This is a genomic window from Methylobacter sp. BBA5.1 (assembly GCF_000746145.1).
Taxonomy (GTDB): domain Bacteria; phylum Pseudomonadota; class Gammaproteobacteria; order Methylococcales; family Methylomonadaceae; genus Methylobacter; species Methylobacter marinus.
The window spans coordinates 1-14,493 of sequence record NZ_JQKS01000056.1; the positions used below are offsets into that span (position 1 = coordinate 1).

The window sequence follows — 14,493 nt, forward strand, 5'->3', positions numbered from 1 at the left end:
GGTGTTGTCGTCAACAGAGACATCAAGCTTTTGTTTAGCAACATCAACACCAATCATCTGCAATTTTTTGATAGGCGCTGATTGAACCTCTATAGGGTCTGACATAATAATTACCTTTAGCACTCATTCTTGTAAAATACGGAATCACAACGTGTTCCTGACAACTGTTCGAGTTTTAAAAAGTAGGCTGAAGCGATCTTTGCTGCATGACGATGTTATTAAATACACCTAAGTCGTGTCGGTCTACCTCAGCCTTTTTTCACTAGAATTCCTATTCTAATGAAAACGCGTTAAGTTGCTTGGTTTTAATCATACAAGTCGTTCGTGGTGAAATATTCAGGTTAGCGCCTACAGCGTCCAGATCAGCAGGCGGGTGCGGCGCGGATCGTTTAACGATAAGGTCCGGGTCGGGGTCATGCCCGGCACGGAAAAAGAATTGCTGACGAGCAAGGAGCCCGGGCGCATTTCGGCTTTGGCCTTGCGCCATAATTCGGGCATGGGTTCAGGCGAGAGGAAGGCGTAAATCAGATCATAGGGCGCCAGATTTTCCTGCCACAAGCTTCCATAGCGAACCTGCGCGTTGGCCCGCTTTCTTAGCCGCAGCCAGCTGATCCCGAAAAGCGCCGGCGCCGATTCAACGCCATGAAAGACACTGTCCGGCCTATGCGCGGCAAGATAAGCGGGCAGTCCTCCCAGGCCGGAGCCCAAATCCAGAAAAGCCACCGGCCTGTTCGGCGGCAGCAGGGCCAGCAGCGCCTCGGCGGTCGCCTGGGTGGAAAAATAAAGCGGCACTCTCTCGCGCGCATTGCTGCGAAATATCAGCCAGAAAAGGACGAAGCCGGTCAGAAAATAGCCGGAAGGCAGGTCAAGATGCAAGGCGAACAGCACGGCCGGTATAAACAGCGCCTGAACCGGCAGCCACCAGACGGGCAGGTGCAACAGCCGGCTAAGCAGCACGGCGGCAGCGCTTTGCGTGGCTGCAATCGCCCATAGGGGCAACAACAGACCGAAGAAAGCCGCCGTCTCGAATATCAGCCATGCCAGCAGCACGGCGCCGGCCTGCGCCAGCAAGGCCGCGGACCGGACAGGCATGCGCATGGGCCGGTCAGTGCTCAAGCTGGCCGGCTTCGGCGGGCAGCGAAGCCGGGGCTGGCTGTAATTTGGTCTGGGAAAAATCGTCTATATTGGCATTGCTGACCAGGGCTTCCTCGGTTTGCTTGTTCATGACGATAATGGCAATGCGCCGGTTGGTCGGCGCCAGCGGGTCATCTTTTTCCAGGGGCACGCTGGATGCCAGGCCCACCACGCGCATCATTTTCTCGGCCTTCAAGCCGCCCCGGACCAGTTCCTTGCGCGCGGCATTGGCGCGGTCGGTGGATAACTCCCAGTTGGTGTAGCCCTGACCGTTGCCGGGGAAGGGCAGGCTGTCCGTATGGCCCGAGATGCTGATCCGGTTCGGCAGTTCATTGATCACCGGCGCCAGCTGATCGATGATCTGGGCCGCGTAAGGCTCCATTTTCGCGCTGGCGGTGCGGAACATCGCCCGCTTGTCCTGATCGATGATCTGGATGCGCAAGCCTTCGGAGGTGATATCGATCTTCAGCTGGTTCTTGAATTGGTTCAGCAGCGGCGAGATTTCGATCATTTTTTCAATCTTGTCCTTCAGTTCCTTCAGGTGGTTGATATCGAGACGCCTCAATTCCTCCTCGGCATCCTTGTCGCTGGCATCGGCAATCGTCTCCTGCCGGCCCTGATTGGTCAGTTTCACCTGGCCTCTGGACTGGGTGATGTCCTCGCCGCCGCCCTGAATCAGGCTGGTCGCATCGCCGGTGCTGTCGCCGCCCCGCATCGAGGGTTTCCAGGGATCCTGAAAATATTCCGAGATGCCCTGGCGGATCTCCGGTTCAACCATGCCGAGCAGCCACATCAGCAGAAAGAAGGCCATCATGGCCGTGACAAAATCCGCGTAAGCCAGTTTCCAGGCGCCGCCATGATGACCGTGACTGTTCTTTTTTATTTTTTTGATGACGATGGTTTGATTGTCGGCCATTAGGATTACCGTCGGGGAATGGACTATTTGTTATTCTTGAGGTGTTCCTCAAGCTCGGCGAATTGCGGGCGCTCGGCCGAGAACATCGTCTTGCGCGAGAATTCGATCGCCGTGGAGGGCGCATAGCCGTTCATGGAGGCGATGATGCCGGCCTTGATGCTCTGATAGTACTTTGTCGATTCGCCCAGTTTCTGTTCCAGGTTGCCGGTCAGCGGACCGATGAAACCGTAGGAAATCAGAATGCCCAGAAAGGTGCCGACCAGGGCCGCCGCAATCAGCCCGCCCAATATCGCCGGCGGCTGGTTGACCGATTCCATGGTATGCACCACGCCCATGACCGCCGCGACAATGCCGAACGCCGGCATGCCGTCGGCCAGTCGCGCCAGCGCCGTGATCGGCAGGGTGCCTTCCTCGTGATGGGCTTCGATATCCAGATCCATGAGGTTGTCGATCTGGTGAATGTCAAAAGTGCCGTTTACCATCAGGCGCAGGTAATCGGTGATGAATTCCACGGCATGGTGATCGGCCAGTACGTTGGGCGCCGCCGAAAACAGAGGGCTGGCTTCGGGATTGTCGATGTCGCCTTCGATAGCCAGCAGGCCTTGCTGGCGAATTTTGACAAACGCGTTATGCAGCAGTACCAGCGTTTCCATGTAAAACGCCTTATTGTATTTTGAGCTTTTCAAGGCCGTGCCGATTGCGGCCAGGGTCGCCTTTATCACTTTGGGGCTGTTTGTCACGACAAAGGCGCCGATGGCGGCTCCGACGATTATGATAACTTCAAAAGGTTGTATCAAAATGCCGATATGGCCGCCGGCACCGAGATAACCGCCCATGACGCCGCCGATGACGAGGATATAACCGATAATGACAAACATGCAATTGTTCTCTTCAGGATGATATTAAGGAAATAAGCGACAAGCCGGGCCGTTTCGTTTGCGCGTCGCCGGCGGGCAAAAGGCCGGCAGTCCGCGCGACGTTAAGGAATTCGTTTGAGTCCGGCGGTTCGGCGTCATATGTTGTTAACGGCGGATGGGCGGGTGCCATGCAAAGAGCGGTTCAGCCAGGTTCAAGGCCGAAAGAACGGGAGTGTTTGACATAGCCAGGCCTAGTCCTTGTTTTCGCAACGGTTAGCCTGGCAGCCGCAGCTCTTGCCGCAGCCTAGTCCTTCTTCCTTGGCCGGGCCGTATTCGGGATATTTGGCGGCGAGTTTACGGGCCGCCTGCTGCACCAGAATCCAGCCCAGCATCAGGGAAAAAATAACGCCGAACGCAATTAAAAAGTTGATCATGGAATGCTCCTGTTGCGAAGTCAGGCCGCGCTGCCGCCCAAGCCTGCAAAGCCCATAAACGTCAGGGACAGAATGCCGGCCAGCATCATGCTGAGGCCGGCCGCCTGGGTAATGCCGGGCATGTTGGCCAGTTCCAGTTTTTCCCTCAGCCCGGCCATCAGAATCAGGGCCAGGGCGAAACCGGCGCCGGCGCCGGCGCTGAACGCCACCGACTGCATGAAATCATAGCCCTTGGCGGTCTGGATCAAAGCCACCCCCAATATCGCGCAGTTGGTCGTGATCAGCGGCAGATAAATCCCCAAGGCCCTGGACAGGACCGGACTGAATTTCTTCAGGATCATCTCCACTAACTGCACCGCGGCGGCGATAACGGCGATGTAGCTGATCAGCCTCAGAAATTCCAGCTGGTACCGGGTCAGGACGGCATTGATGCCATAGGCGCAGACGGAGCTGATCAGCATCACGAAGGTGGTGGCCATGCCCATGTTGATGGCGGTATTGCGTTTCGCCGACGTGCCGACAAACGGGCACAGGCCTAAAAACATCGCCAATACGAAATTATTGATTAAAAAAGCGCTTAAAAATAAATAGCTTAATGATTCGGTTTGCATGACGGGTCGCTCCAGTCGTTAATAAGGCCGAGGTTTCAAGCCGATCAAGGATTCTGCCTGACCGTGCAATGCGTGGCGGCATCGGTGCGAATGATTTTCCGGGTCCGGCGTTGCTCCAGCCACTTGAACAGCAGCAGCCAGCTGCCCAGTACGATGAAGCCGCCGGGCGGCAGGATCATGACCACCCACGGTTCGAAATTGTCGCTGAACACCTGAAAGCCGAGCAGCTTGCCGGAGCCCAGCAGTTCCCGGACGCTGCCCAGGCAGGCCAGGGCAAAGGTAAAGCCCACGCCCATGCCGGCGGCGCTGACCACGGATTTGTTGAACGAATTCTTGGAGGCAAAGGCTTCGGCGCGGCCCAGGATCAGGCAGTTCACGACGATCAGCTGGATAAAGGCGCCCAGGGCGTTGTACAGATCCAGGCTGATGGCCTGAATCAGGTAATCGACCAGCGTCACGAAGGTCGCGATGATGATGATGTAGGTCGTGATGCGGATCTGCTTGGGGATGAAATGGCGCAGCCCCGATATCAGGGCATTGGAGCCGACCAGCACGAAGATGGTGGCCGCGCCCATGGCCAGCGAATTGATCAGCGTGTTGGTCACGGCCAGGGTAGGGCAAAGCCCCAGCATCATGACGAAGATGGGGTTTTCCTTCCATAGGCCGGCGGTAAACGTTTCCAGGGTCAGCGGTGTTTCTTGTTTAGTGGCAGGCGTCGACATAGGTCACCTCTTTAAGGTTGGGTTGCCGGCTGGGCGTTTTCCAGCAGGTTTAAATTTTTGGCAATGACGGGATGGAAGAGTTGCCCGCTCTTGTCAAGCATGCGCCCGACGGCATTCGATGTAATCGTGGAGCCGGAAATGGCGTCGATTTCCCAGGGATTCTTCTTGGTGCCGTGACGTACCGTTCTAATGCCATGGGCCAGGGCTGATCCTTCGTCGTTCACCTTGGCGTCCAGGCATTGGAAATTTTCCAGAAATGCCGGATCTTTATCGATTTTATCGCCAAAGCCCGGTGTTTCCGTGCTTTTCAATACGGCAAAGCCGGTGATGCAGCTGTTGTACGGGTCATAGGCGTACAGGATCCTGACGGTATCCTGATAACCCTGCGCCGCCGCCGTCAAGGCGATGCCGACCAGTTTACGGTCTTTGTCGTAGCCGGCATAGAACAGGTCGCCATTATTGGGCGTATTGTCCGGGACTCGTACGAGCCGGTCATCCTGCAGGCGGTAAGTCAGGCGCGATTCGGCGCTGGCCGGCAGTACCTTGAACAGGGCCCCTTCCAGCGCGGCGCGTTGATTTTCGGCGATGATGGGTTTCGTGTATTCGTAGACCATGGCCACCAGCAGGCCCGATATCAGTGCCACGACGCCGAGTTTGCCGATCAACGTGGTGCTGGAAGGCAGCGCCGGAATTGGCGGTTCGGGAGTATTCATGTTTAATCCTTGCCTTTGCGCGCGCCGAAAATACGCGGTTGCGTGAACGATTCAATAATCGGTGTCGCGGCATTGCCGAACAAAATGGCGTACATGACCGCTTCGGTCAGGGCGCCGAACAGGCGAATGACGACCGTCAGAAAACCGACCAGAACGCCGACAATGAAAATGCCCCACGGTGTTACCGGCGACGATACCATGTCGGTGGTCATGAACACGGCCGCGAACATCAGGCCGCCGGAAAAGACCATAAAGGCGGGGCTCGGGTATTTGGCCGGGTCCAGCAGGTAAAAAACTTCGGCCGTGATCGCGGTGCCGAAAATGACGGCGGCGGTAATGCGCCAGTCGAGCATCTTTTTATAGGCCAGATAGAGGCCGCAAAGCAGGATCAGCAATGACGAGGGCTCGCCGGCCGAGCCCGCGACCGTGCCCAGAAACAAATCCTGGGCATCGGTCATGACGCCCTGGAATTTCATCAGCGCCAGCGGCGTCGCGCCGGTGAAGCCGTCGACGGCCGTTTTCAGCGTCCATTCAGCGGTAGGCGCGGGCGACATGAACGGGACGGCCAGCGTGGACGGGATGAATTCGTTAAAGCGGTTCACGGCAAACGCCGGCGTCCAGGTCGTGATCGCGACCGGAAATGCCGCCTGAACGAAGGCCCGTCCGACCAGCGCCGGATTGAAGACGTTAAAGCCCAGGCCGCCGAACAGGGCCTTGCCCAGCGCGATCGAGACAAAGCCGCCGACCGCGCCCATCCACAACGGAAAGCCCGGCGGCAGGGTCAGGGCCAGCAGCAGGCCCGTGATGACGGCGCTCCAGTCGCCGATGGTCGAGCGTTTGTCGGCCATGCGGCAGAAAAAATGCTCGGTCGCGACGCAGGCCAGCGTGGTCGTGATCAGGGAGGCCAGGGCGCTGATGCCGAACTGGTAAATCGAATAGGCGCAGACCGGCAGCAGGGCATAGACCACATGGCGCATGATCTCGGTGACGGTCGGCGCGCGCCGGATATAAGGCGAGGTGCGGATATCGATTTTGGGGGATTTTTCAGCCATTGTTCAGGCGCCTTTCACGATTCAGTACTTTGGCGATTCTGAAGTACTGCACTAAGGGAATATTGGACGGGCAGACATAACTGCAGCAGCCGCATTCGAAACAGTCATTGAGGTGATACTGTTCCTCCATGACGTCATAGCGGCGCTTGGCCGCCAGCTGGCCCAGTTCGCACGGATTCAGGTTGATCGGGCAGGCTTGCAGGCACTTGCCGCATTTGATGCACGGCAGAATGTCGTCGTTTTTGGTGGCGCGTTGGTCGAGCACCAGGACCGCGCCGGTGCCCTTGGTCACCGGCGTATCCAGCGACGCGGCGGCCGATCCCATCATGGGGCCGCCGAGTATCAACTCGGCCTGTTGGCCGGTGAAGCCCGCGTAATGCAGGATATAACGCAGCGGCGTGCCGATCGGCACAAGGTAATTGCCGGGCTTTTCCAGATCATCGCCGGTAATGGTGACGACGCGCTCGATCAGCCCCTGGCCGTGCGGCAGCAGGCGGCCGATTTCGGCCAGTGTCGCGACGTTGAAAACGGCCAGGCCGATGTCGGCCGGCAGGCCGCCGGCCGGAATCTCGAGACCGAGCAGCGAATACACCAGCATTTTCTCGGCGCCCTGCGGGTACTTCGTTTCCACGGCTTCGATCGTGATGCTGCCGTCCTCGGGCAAATGCGGCTTGATTGCGGCCAGAACGTCCGGCTTGTTGTCCTCGACGCCGATCATGGCCCTGGAGGCGTCCACGCATTTCATCGCGATGCGGATGCCCAGAATCAGGTTGTTGACGTTTTCCAGCATGACGCGGTGATCGGTGGTCATGAACGGCTCGCATTCGCAGCCGTTGACGATGACCGTGTGCACTTGCTTGCCTTCCGGCACCGTCATCTTGAAATGGGTCGGGAAACTGGCCCCGCCCAGGCCCACCATGCCGGTATCCTTGACGGCCTGGATCAGTTCATCGCGGCTCATGGCTTCAATGTCGCGCGCTTCGCCCTGTATCGGAATCTGCGACGAACTGGGTTGGGTGTCGATGATGATGCAGTCTTTTTTGCTGCCGGACGGCGTCGGCATCAGTTCGATGTCCTTGACGGTGCCCGTGACCGGCGCGTGCAGCGGCACGGACAGCGCCCCGTCGGCGACGGCGATCACCTCGCCGCGCTCAACGTGCTGGCCTTTGCGCACGATCGCGATCGGGGGCTTGCCGATATTCTGCGACAAAGGCACGATGATTTGCGGCGCGAAAGGCAGCCGGCGGGTCGGCCTGGCGCTGGTCTGTTCTTTGTATTCGACAGGATGTATGCCCTTGGGGAAGGTTTTTCTGCCGAACAGTTTCAATAAACTCATAGTCCTGACTGGTATAAAAATCACAACGACGCTAGGGAATTAGCGTGTCCGTAAACCACGAAGAGCACGAGGGCACGAAGCGTGCTCTTTGCTCCGTGACCTTCGTGCTCTTCGTGGTGAAAAATGGTCTGACAAACGTTTCCGGCCCGTGCCTTACTGAAATTTCTCCGCCCGTTTGATGAGCTTTTCGAGATTAGGCTCATCCGGGTTCCAGGGCGTGCCGGGATGAATGATCACGGCCGTGCATTTCTCCGCCGCTTTCACGATCTGTTCGTAAGTGCCGGCTGTCGGATTGACGACAACGGCTTTTTTGTCGGCATTATACTGGAAGATGGCCGGCGCAATATCGACGCATTCATCGCAGGTCGTGCAATCGGGGGTTTCGATCCAGACCGGCTCGTGCCCGCCGGCGGCGGCCTTGGGCGCCGGCGCGGCGGGCGCTGCGGCCGGTGTTGCCTGAGCGGCAGAGGCCGGTGCCGCGGGCGCGGCAGGGACGGGTGCCGGCGCGGCCGCGGCGGCCGTCTTGGCCAGCAGGCCGGTCAAGGCGCCGGCATCGCCGCCGCCTGCCATAGTCACCAGGTTGGCGGCGATGCTGGAGGCCATCTCCGCTTTGGCCTGATCGGCGATGGCCTTCAGGTCTATGGTGGGCCGGTTGGCGCCGACGATGCCTTTCAGGGTGCGCCAGAAGTCGCGCCGGTCGATCGTCGACAGGACGATTTCCGGATCGACCACCACGCGCACCAAGGTATTCGTATCCGGATGCACGGCATGGATGAACGGCACATGCTCGGCTTTGTCCTCTTTCGGCAGATCGATAAACTCGATCAGCGGCACCATGTCGTCGGTCCACCGGGACGGCGGCACGAACTTGAAGTGCTTGCGGAAGCGCCCTTCCGTCAACGCCCAGTCCGCGAACATCATGGGTACGTCCATGGTTTCTTCCAGGCCGTATTCATCGACATACTTAAGTGTGTAAGTCGTCCAGTCCTTGTCGATGTCCGGGTTGCCCTGAATGGACGTGCATTCCTCCCAGGTATCGCCCAGGCGCGGGTCGAAAGTCATCAACGGATAAGCGCGCGACTCGACGGCCAGCCGGCTCTGCATTTCCGCCGCGTCATCGGCCACGCCATGTTCGGGCTGGCAGACGGCATAAATGTTAAACACGGCAGGGCCGCGGAAATTCAGGCCGTCGATGTAGCCTTCCAGCAAGTGGTTGACATGCGAGATGGCGCCCTGCATGACGTAGGATGTCCGGTGCGCCATCGCGAGCAGGCTCATTTCCTTGCGCAGTTCGAACTTGCCTTTCGCTTCCTGGCCGTAGGGCGCCATGTCCGATATCTGGCCGGTAAAGCCGGAGGTGCAGGCCTGGCCGCCGGTGTTCGAATAAACCTGCGTATCGAGGATCAGCACCTTGATCGGCAGGCCCGAGATCAGGCAGCGCGACAGGTTCTGGAAACCGATGTCGTACATGGCGCCGTCGCCGCCGACGCAGACCACGGGCGGGCACATCAGGTATTCCTGCTCGGTGAACTGGCGCCAGTCGAAGTACTTGAAGAATCGGTCGTGCTCGTCCTTGTCGTACTTGCCGGCCAGTTCCAGTTCCGCCATACGTATGGCCTTGAAGCCTTCCGCCATTTTCAGCATGTGGCCTTCGAAGACGCCCATCGCCAGGGACGGCGCATCCTGGAACAGGTGGTTGGCCCACGGGAACGGGTAGGGGTTGAACGGGAAGGTCGAGCCCCAGACCGAGGTGCAGCCCGTGCTGTTGGTGATGCCCATTTCCACGCGGCCGTTGCCGGTCGGGCCTTCCAGATACAGCCATTTCAGGTGTTTCAGTTTGGCGGAAATCTGCGAGGCCCATTTCAGCCAGGCGGCGTCGATCGGCTTGGACGGCTTGCCGGCATCCAGCGCGCTGCTGAGCTTGGTCAGGGTCAGGTCGACGTTTTTGTTCGCTTCGATCGCGGCTTCGATGGCTTCGATATCATTAACGTCGAGCGACTCCGCCAGTTTCAGGCGGATATGTTTCTCCATGCCGACGATCAGTTCGTCGATCTTGGTAAGCTGTTTCTTGACCCGCGGCTGCATGAGCGCGGTCACGGCGCTGGTGAACAGGTGAATGATGGTTTTTTCGCCGCAGCCGAGGCAGGCGCTGTCGCCGCAGTTCATGGAACTGTAGATTTTCTTGTCCAGCAGCATGCTGGTCAGGGCGCCGACTTTTTCGTCGATATCGTCGATACGGCTGTATTTCGGATTCGAGGTCGGCAGGTCCATCCAGTAATCCCAGTCTTCGCGCAGCGTCTTGACACTGTCGACAGTCTGCGGCGTCACGGCCAGCGCGTTGTCGTCGCAAACCTCGACGCATTCCATGCAGCCCTTGCAGGTCATGGGGTTGATGGTGATCGAGAACAGGCCGCCGTTGTTGGGCGTGCGTTTATTGACTGCGTCGTGGTAGGGCTTGGTCAGCGCGAACTTGAACGAGCCCATGGCCTCCTTGAACCACTCGAACTCGGTCGCGACTTCGGCGCGCTCCGTTTCCGGATATTCGGCGATCGTATCGCCGATGGCCTTGTTGAACACCGGGGTCAAGGCCGTGCCTTCCGAGCGGGTGGCGGTCAGGGCATGGTATTTTTTCTCCACGGTGCGGATGGCCCGGCGCAGGTGCTTGGTGGTTTTGCCGTTCTTTTCGATGCGTCTGATGTTGGTCTCGAAGACCTCGCCGACCGTATTGATCAGTCCCGGAATGGCGCTGTCGGGGCAGACCGTGTAGCAGTCGCCGCAGGCGGTGCAATTTTCGGGAATCCAGGTCGGATGCTCGAAACGGATCTGCGTCATGTCGCGGTAAATGCCGGTCGCCGCCGGCACGATGCTCAGCGCCATGAACGGATCGGCCAGGTTTTCGCTGCCGCGGCCGTTGATGTAGTTGCTGCCGGTCTGCTCGAAGAAGCGGTGGATATCGGAGATGGCATCGTCGTTGGCCGGCTTGCGCAGCAGCGTCAGCGGCGCCGTGGCTTCTTTTTTCTCGGCCCAGGGCGCGACATCGCCGACGGTCATGGCGCTGACGTCGAGTTCATGGGTTTCCAGGAAGCCGCGTTTGACGGTCCTGAAGTTGTCCTCGACCACCTGTTTGCCCTTGCTGCCGAATTTGGCGTTGAGGGTGTCGTAGATCGCCTGCAGGATCTCGTCCTTGCTTTTGTTCAGATTGGCCGCCAGCGGCGCCGCCTCGAAGAAGGCGCCCTGGAAGGCGATGCCCTGCATGCGGAACTGCAGGTCGGGGTCCTTGGCTTCCTCGCGCGCGATCTTGAAGCCGTCTATATAGGCGACCTTGATTTTCTTGTCGACGATATATTGCTGCGAGGCTTTCGGGAACGAACGCCAGACCTCTTCAGGCGAGGACAGGCTGCTCTGGATGATAAAGACGCCGTTTTCCTTCAGGCCGGCCAGCGGATTCGAGTGCGTGAAGACGTTCGGATCGGGGGAGATGACCACGTCCACGAACGCGTATTCGCAGGCCAGACGGATTTTTTCCGGCGCGGCCGACAGATAGTACGTGGTCGGCTGGCCTTTTTTCTCGGAGCCGTATTTGGGGTTGGCCTTGATCTCGTAGTCGAGCAGGTCGAACAAGGTCATGGCCAGGTTTTTGCCGGTCGTGATCGCGCCCCAGCCGCCGACCGAGTGCATGCGCACGGTGATGGCGCCTTTCGGCATCAGGTTCGGGTTTTCGGAGCCGGTCAGCGCCAGCTCGCGGATGTGCGGATAGGCGTCGACGACGGCCTGCTGCTGGATTTCCTGTTTGGGCGAATAAGCCCGGTCGCGCACGAACTGGATGCCCAGGTAAAAGAATTTCTTCTGCTTGCCGTCCGGCAGCATGTTTTCGACGGCCGCGATAATGCCTTCCGGCTGCAGATCGCGGCTGCCCAGGCCGAACGAAGCCGAGAACAGCGGCGACGAGTCGGTATCTTTTTTATAAGCGGCGTAACCGGGGAAAGGTTGCTTGCCGGAGCGGCCGTTTTCCACGGCCTTGGTCATCGCCGTGCGGATTTCTCGTATGATTGGCAGGTCCTCGGCCATCGGCTGGTCGGTTCTTTCCATGACCGTGATGCCTTTGCGGCCCTTGACGACGTGCGAGATCAGATCGCCCGGGAACGGACGGAATAAGGTCATGTTGACGACGCCGACTTTAAGGCCGCGAGTCTCGCGCAGGTAATCGGCCGTGACTTCGGCGGTATGAATGACGCTGCCCTGCGCGATGATCAGGTAATCGGCGTCGTCGCAGCGGTATTGGCCGATACGGTGGTAGCGCCGGCCGGTCAATTCGTACCATTCGTCCATGCACTGGTCGGCGAAGACGCTGACGTGGTCGAAGAAGTAGGGGCGCTGGCCGGCCACAGCCTGCATGTAGCTGTCCTGGTTCTGCACCACGCCCGACATCATCGGTTTGTCGACCGTCCAGAGCTCCGGGATGCGTCGTCGGGTCGGGCCGTACAAAATGCGCTGCGCCGGCGTCGGCGTGTTGATGATGTCGTCCGGGCGGCCCAGGTACTCCTCGATCAGCGCTCTTTCCGGTACGTTCAGCGCTTCGATCAGGTGCGTGGTCAGAAAGCCGTCCTGCGCCACGACGATGGGGTTCAGCGCCATCTCGGCGATTTTCCGGCCGATGATGTTCAGATCGGCCGCTTCCTGGTTGTCCTTGGCGAACATCTGGATAAAGCCGGTATCGTCGATACAGTGATAGTCGTCATGGCCGCAGTGCACGTTCAGCGACGATTTCGTGATCGCGCGGCAGGCCATGTTCAGGACATAAGGCAGCCGTTTGCCCACCGCCGCATACAAGGATTCATGCATGTAGGCGGCGCCCTGGGATGAGGTGAAGTTGGTGGCCCTGAGGCCGGACATCGACATGCCGGCGGTAACGCCGGCCGCGGCATGCTCGCCTTCAGGCTCGACAAAAATCAGCGGTCTGTCGGAGATGTTCAGATAGCCATTGGCCATTTCCACGGCCCAGCCTTCGCCCATGTCGGTCGAAGGGGTGATCGGGTAAGCGCCGGCAGCATCGCTGGATTCGCGCTCGACCATGATGACGGCCGCGCTGCCGTCCATGGCCATGCGTATGCCAGGATATCTAAACGTTTTGGTTTCTTTTTTGCCGAAAAAAGCCATTTCAGGTTTCCTTAGTAAAAGCGTGCAATGACCGGCTTGTCCGGTTCAGACGCTCTGTATATATAGATTAGTGTGAAAAAAAGTCGGTTAGCCCAAGGGCAGTGATTCCGTGCGCAGAATCTTTTTCGATTCCTTGCCGTGGCTGGAGCGGGTCGTGCCCAATTTGCTGTCTATCCAGACGATGGCGCCGGTCGGGCAGCGTTCTATGGGCGTCCGGTCGACTGCGAAATCCTCATACTTCGAGTAATCAATAACGGCCAGATTATTTTTGATCTCGATCAGGCCCGTAGGCGCGTCAACCACGCATTTTCCGCAGGCGGTACAGGCGACTTCGCATTCGTGCTGCGCTTCGTCGCCTTCATCAAGGCTTTTGCAGGCGACAAACAATTGATGGCTGACCGGTTGCAGGGAAAATAAATCCTTGGGACAGACAACGACGCAGTCATTACAGGCCGTGCATTTGTCTTCAATGACGATAGGCAGGCCATGCTCATCCATAAAAATGGCGTCGAAATCGCAGACCTCGGCGCAATCGCCCAGGCCCAGGCAGCCCCAGTTGCAGCCTTTGCCGCCGCCGGCGATCACTGATGCCGCCTGGCAGGATTTCAGGCCCTGGTATTCGGCGCGCTTATAAGCGACATGCGTGCCGCCGGCGCAAGCCAGGCGGGCGACGACCTTTTCCTGGCTGCCTACGTCGACGCCCATGTAATCGGCGATCAATTGGTTGGCTTCAGGGGAATTTACGGTACAGCCGGAGGGGCTTCGGATGCCGGCGACCACCGCCTCGGCGAAAGGACGGCAGCCGGGAACGCCGCAAGCACCGCACTGAGCTTGCGGCAGCATCTCATCCACGGCATCGATTCGGGGGTCTTCATAAACAAATAACTTCTTACTCGCGATAGCCAGAATAACTGCCAGAACCACGCCGAGCGCGATCATAAACAGGGCAGCGGTTCCAATACTAGCTAGTGATAACATGCTTTACTGACTCTAATAAAATACTAATGCGAACCTGGGGCAGGTTTTACAAGGAAATAAAACCGCCAGCCTAGAGAGCGTTACTTTACACGAAAATTCGCTTTTTTGGAAAAGTATGATTGATGATTGTTATAAGGTATTGCTGATGGGAGAAGAAAATATACATCAGTTTAGTTATCTTAGTTTGTTTAGCGTATGAGTTTTATGGATAATGAGCGGATAATTTCATACAGCTTAGGTTCACAATATGACAGAACTGATGACAAGCGGGATAGAGCTAATGATGGTCGGCATGGGCCTCGTCTTCCTGTTTCTGGCCATGCTGGTGCTGGCCATCAACCTGATGTCGGCGCTGGTGCAGCGCTATTTCCCGGACGCGCCGCCGGCCACGGCCGCGGGCCGGCCGCCGACCGGCGGGAAGGGCGTGGACGCCGGCGTGATCGCCGCGATTGCCGCGGCCGTGCATCAATACCGGACCCGGCCTAAATAACGCTCGGCGTCCGGCGCCGCCGGAACGCCCGCGCCAGCCGCCGTCGTGGGGGACGGGCGGCGCGCACCGATTTCTATTCAACGGATCAAGCGA

The 14,493-nt window shown here is 58.6% G+C and carries 12 protein-coding genes; 1 reads left to right on the top strand and 11 read right to left on the bottom strand.

The features are described 5' to 3' along the window. Positions 1–348 precede the first annotated feature (348 nt). The 11 genes from EK22_RS21085 to EK22_RS21135 all read right to left on the bottom strand — a co-directional run bounded on the left by EK22_RS21085 (position 349) and on the right by EK22_RS21135 (position 13,910). Positions 349–1,116, bottom strand: a complete 768-nt coding sequence (locus tag EK22_RS21085; protein ID WP_235209469.1) for a class I SAM-dependent methyltransferase — start codon at positions 1,114–1,116, stop codon at positions 349–351. Further along, on the bottom strand, positions 1,106–2,050 hold the full coding sequence (gene motB / locus EK22_RS21090) for a flagellar motor protein MotB (RefSeq protein ID WP_020159591.1): 945 nt from the start codon (positions 2,048–2,050) through the stop codon (positions 1,106–1,108). The genes EK22_RS21085 and motB overlap by 11 nt, the downstream gene beginning before the upstream one ends. A 23-nt stretch (positions 2,051–2,073) precedes the next feature. Next, positions 2,074–2,928 (bottom strand): flagellar motor stator protein MotA, encoded by an 855-nt coding sequence (gene motA / locus EK22_RS21095; protein WP_020159592.1) that lies wholly within the window; start codon positions 2,926–2,928, stop codon positions 2,074–2,076. Positions 2,929–3,158: 230 nt separating this feature from the next. Beyond that, positions 3,159–3,341 (bottom strand): hypothetical protein, encoded by a 183-nt coding sequence (locus EK22_RS21100; protein WP_020159594.1) that lies wholly within the window; start codon positions 3,339–3,341, stop codon positions 3,159–3,161. A 20-nt stretch (positions 3,342–3,361) separates the two neighbouring features. Continuing rightward, on the bottom strand, positions 3,362–3,952 hold the full coding sequence (locus EK22_RS21105) for an electron transport complex protein RnfA (protein WP_020159595.1): 591 nt from the start codon (positions 3,950–3,952) through the stop codon (positions 3,362–3,364). 44 nt (positions 3,953–3,996) lie between these two features. Further along, a complete protein-coding gene (gene rsxE, locus EK22_RS21110; protein ID WP_036254143.1) occupies positions 3,997–4,674 on the bottom strand; it encodes an electron transport complex subunit RsxE in 678 nt (225 codons plus the stop codon). Between the two features lie 11 nt (positions 4,675–4,685). Next, on the bottom strand, positions 4,686–5,387 hold the full coding sequence (locus EK22_RS21115) for an FMN-binding protein (protein ID WP_020159597.1): 702 nt from the start codon (positions 5,385–5,387) through the stop codon (positions 4,686–4,688). A gap of 2 nt (positions 5,388–5,389) precedes the next feature. Further along, on the bottom strand, positions 5,390–6,439 hold the full coding sequence (locus EK22_RS21120) for an RnfABCDGE type electron transport complex subunit D (protein ID WP_036254146.1): 1,050 nt from the start codon (positions 6,437–6,439) through the stop codon (positions 5,390–5,392). After that, positions 6,432–7,775: an electron transport complex subunit RsxC gene (gene rsxC, locus EK22_RS21125; RefSeq protein WP_036254149.1), complete on the bottom strand. Its 1,344-nt coding sequence runs from the start codon at positions 7,773–7,775 to the stop codon at positions 6,432–6,434. Before rsxC ends, EK22_RS21120 begins: the two co-directional genes overlap by 8 nt. Positions 7,776–7,928: 153 nt before the next feature. After that, positions 7,929–12,932 (bottom strand): 2-oxoacid:acceptor oxidoreductase family protein, encoded by a 5,004-nt coding sequence (locus tag EK22_RS21130; protein ID WP_036254152.1) that lies wholly within the window; start codon positions 12,930–12,932, stop codon positions 7,929–7,931. Positions 12,933–13,019: 87 nt separating this feature from the next. Beyond that, complete coding sequence (locus EK22_RS21135) at positions 13,020–13,910, bottom strand: (Fe-S)-binding protein (RefSeq protein WP_036254155.1); 891 nt, start codon at positions 13,908–13,910, stop codon at positions 13,020–13,022. Between the two features lie 247 nt (positions 13,911–14,157). On the opposite strand from EK22_RS21135, the gene EK22_RS21140 reads away from it, so the two are divergent. Next, on the top strand, positions 14,158–14,400 hold the full coding sequence (locus tag EK22_RS21140) for an OadG family protein (RefSeq protein ID WP_036254157.1): 243 nt from the start codon (positions 14,158–14,160) through the stop codon (positions 14,398–14,400). The last annotated feature ends 93 nt before the right edge of the window (positions 14,401–14,493 follow it).

Coding starts and splice junctions, on each gene's coding strand:
- EK22_RS21140 (WP_036254157.1), top strand. CDS start 14,158: ATGACAGAACTGATGACAAGCGGGATAGAGCTAATGATGGTCGGCATG.
- EK22_RS21135 (WP_036254155.1), bottom strand. CDS start 13,910: ATGTTATCACTAGCTAGTATTGGAACCGCTGCCCTGTTTATGATCGCG.
- motB (WP_020159591.1), bottom strand. CDS start 2,050: ATGGCCGACAATCAAACCATCGTCATCAAAAAAATAAAAAAGAACAGT.
- EK22_RS21115 (WP_020159597.1), bottom strand. CDS start 5,387: ATGAATACTCCCGAACCGCCAATTCCGGCGCTGCCTTCCAGCACCACG.
- EK22_RS21100 (WP_020159594.1), bottom strand. CDS start 3,341: ATGATCAACTTTTTAATTGCGTTCGGCGTTATTTTTTCCCTGATGCTG.
- rsxC (WP_036254149.1), bottom strand. CDS start 7,775: ATGAGTTTATTGAAACTGTTCGGCAGAAAAACCTTCCCCAAGGGCATA.
- motA (WP_020159592.1), bottom strand. CDS start 2,928: ATGTTTGTCATTATCGGTTATATCCTCGTCATCGGCGGCGTCATGGGC.
- EK22_RS21105 (WP_020159595.1), bottom strand. CDS start 3,952: ATGCAAACCGAATCATTAAGCTATTTATTTTTAAGCGCTTTTTTAATC.
- rsxE (WP_036254143.1), bottom strand. CDS start 4,674: ATGTCGACGCCTGCCACTAAACAAGAAACACCGCTGACCCTGGAAACG.
- EK22_RS21130 (WP_036254152.1), bottom strand. CDS start 12,932: ATGGCTTTTTTCGGCAAAAAAGAAACCAAAACGTTTAGATATCCTGGC.
- EK22_RS21120 (WP_036254146.1), bottom strand. CDS start 6,439: ATGGCTGAAAAATCCCCCAAAATCGATATCCGCACCTCGCCTTATATC.